The following is a 1,330-nucleotide window of genomic DNA, read 5'->3' on the forward strand; positions in this document are numbered from 1 at the left end:
TACTCCAACGTCACTTGGCCTGTCTGCGCTGGTAGTGGGATCGGCGGGCTCGGGCTTGGGATGTTCGTCGCCAGAGCGACCAGTGCAGGGTGTGTGCTGGTGGGTGCGTCACGGCGAGGACGAAGGCGTTGAGGAGTCGGCGGATCTCGGCGACGGTCAACGCGATGGTCTCTGGGTCGGTGTCGAGTTGCTGGGCGGCGAGGATGGTCAGGACGGCCAGGGCGAGCATGGCCAGGGTGATGAAACGGTGCCAGCCGGTCCAGCCGCGGACCTGGTAGTGGTCCAGGCCGACCTGGCCTTTACCGGTTTGGAACAGCTCCTCAATGCTCCAGCGGGAGCCGGCAACCCGGACCAGGGTGTGCAGCGGCACCGGGTGGGGTGACCAGCACAGGTAGAAGGCCAGTTCGCCGGTGGTGCGGTTGCGGCGGATGAGCAGCCACCGATGCTCACCAGGGCTGGTGGCGGTAGTGATCCAGGCCCACAGGTAGTCGCGGGGACCTTTCGCGCCCGGCCCGCAGCTGTGCTGTTGCCATTCCCGGCTGGGGATCCGGTCGGCGAGGTCGTCGACGCGGATCAGAGTGCGACCGTCGTTGACCGCTACGCGTCGGTCGCAGCCGACGGCCAGGACGTAGCCGATCCCACGGTGTTCCAGGTCAGCGCGCAGGCCAGGGTCGGCGCCGTAGACCTCGTCGCCGGTCACCCACCCGAACGGGACACCAGCCTCGATCGCGGCGGCGATCATCTGCCGGGCGAGGGCAGGCTTCGTGGCGAACCCGACCGGGTCGGGGACGCCGGCGGCGGCGAGGCGATCGGGCTGCTGACACCAGGTCGTCTCGGGTAGGTAGAGCCGGCGGTCGATCATCGCCCGCCCGTGTGGGGTGACGTAGGCCAGGAACACCCCGACCTGGCTGTTCTCCACACGCCCGGCGGTGCCGGTGTACTGCCGCTGCACCCCGACCGAGCACAGGCCCTTCTTCAGGAAACCGGTCTCATCGGTCACCAGCACCGCATCGGGGTGCCCGAGCTGTTCGATCAGCCAGGCCCGAACGTCGTCGCGGACGGCATCGGCGTCCCACACCGCCGTACGAAGCAGCCGCTGCATCGCCTGCGGATCAGCGTGACCCGCCCGTTCCGCCAACGACCAGCAGGTCTTGCGTTCCACGCCCGACAGCAGCCCTTCCACGAACTGCCCGGCGGTCCGACGGGGCTCCGCCCGCACGAACCGGTCAGCGACACGCGTCACCGCCTCGTCCAGGATGACCCGCCACCCGGCGGGGTCTACGCTGTGGCACGCGGCCACCGCACGATCTTCGGTTGTCCTCACAAACCA

General features: G+C 69.1%; 1 protein-coding gene. It reads right to left on the reverse strand.

The features are described from left to right. Positions 1-10: 10 nt before the first annotated feature. A complete protein-coding gene (locus tag KBX06_RS27430) occupies positions 11-1,243 on the reverse strand; it encodes an IS701 family transposase (RefSeq protein ID WP_210839950.1) in 1,233 nt (410 codons plus the stop codon). Positions 1,244-1,330 lie beyond the last annotated feature (87 nt).

Origin of the sequence: Micromonospora sp. C31 (assembly GCF_018070575.1) — a bacterium.
Taxonomy (GTDB): Bacteria; Actinomycetota; Actinomycetes; order Mycobacteriales; family Micromonosporaceae; genus Micromonospora.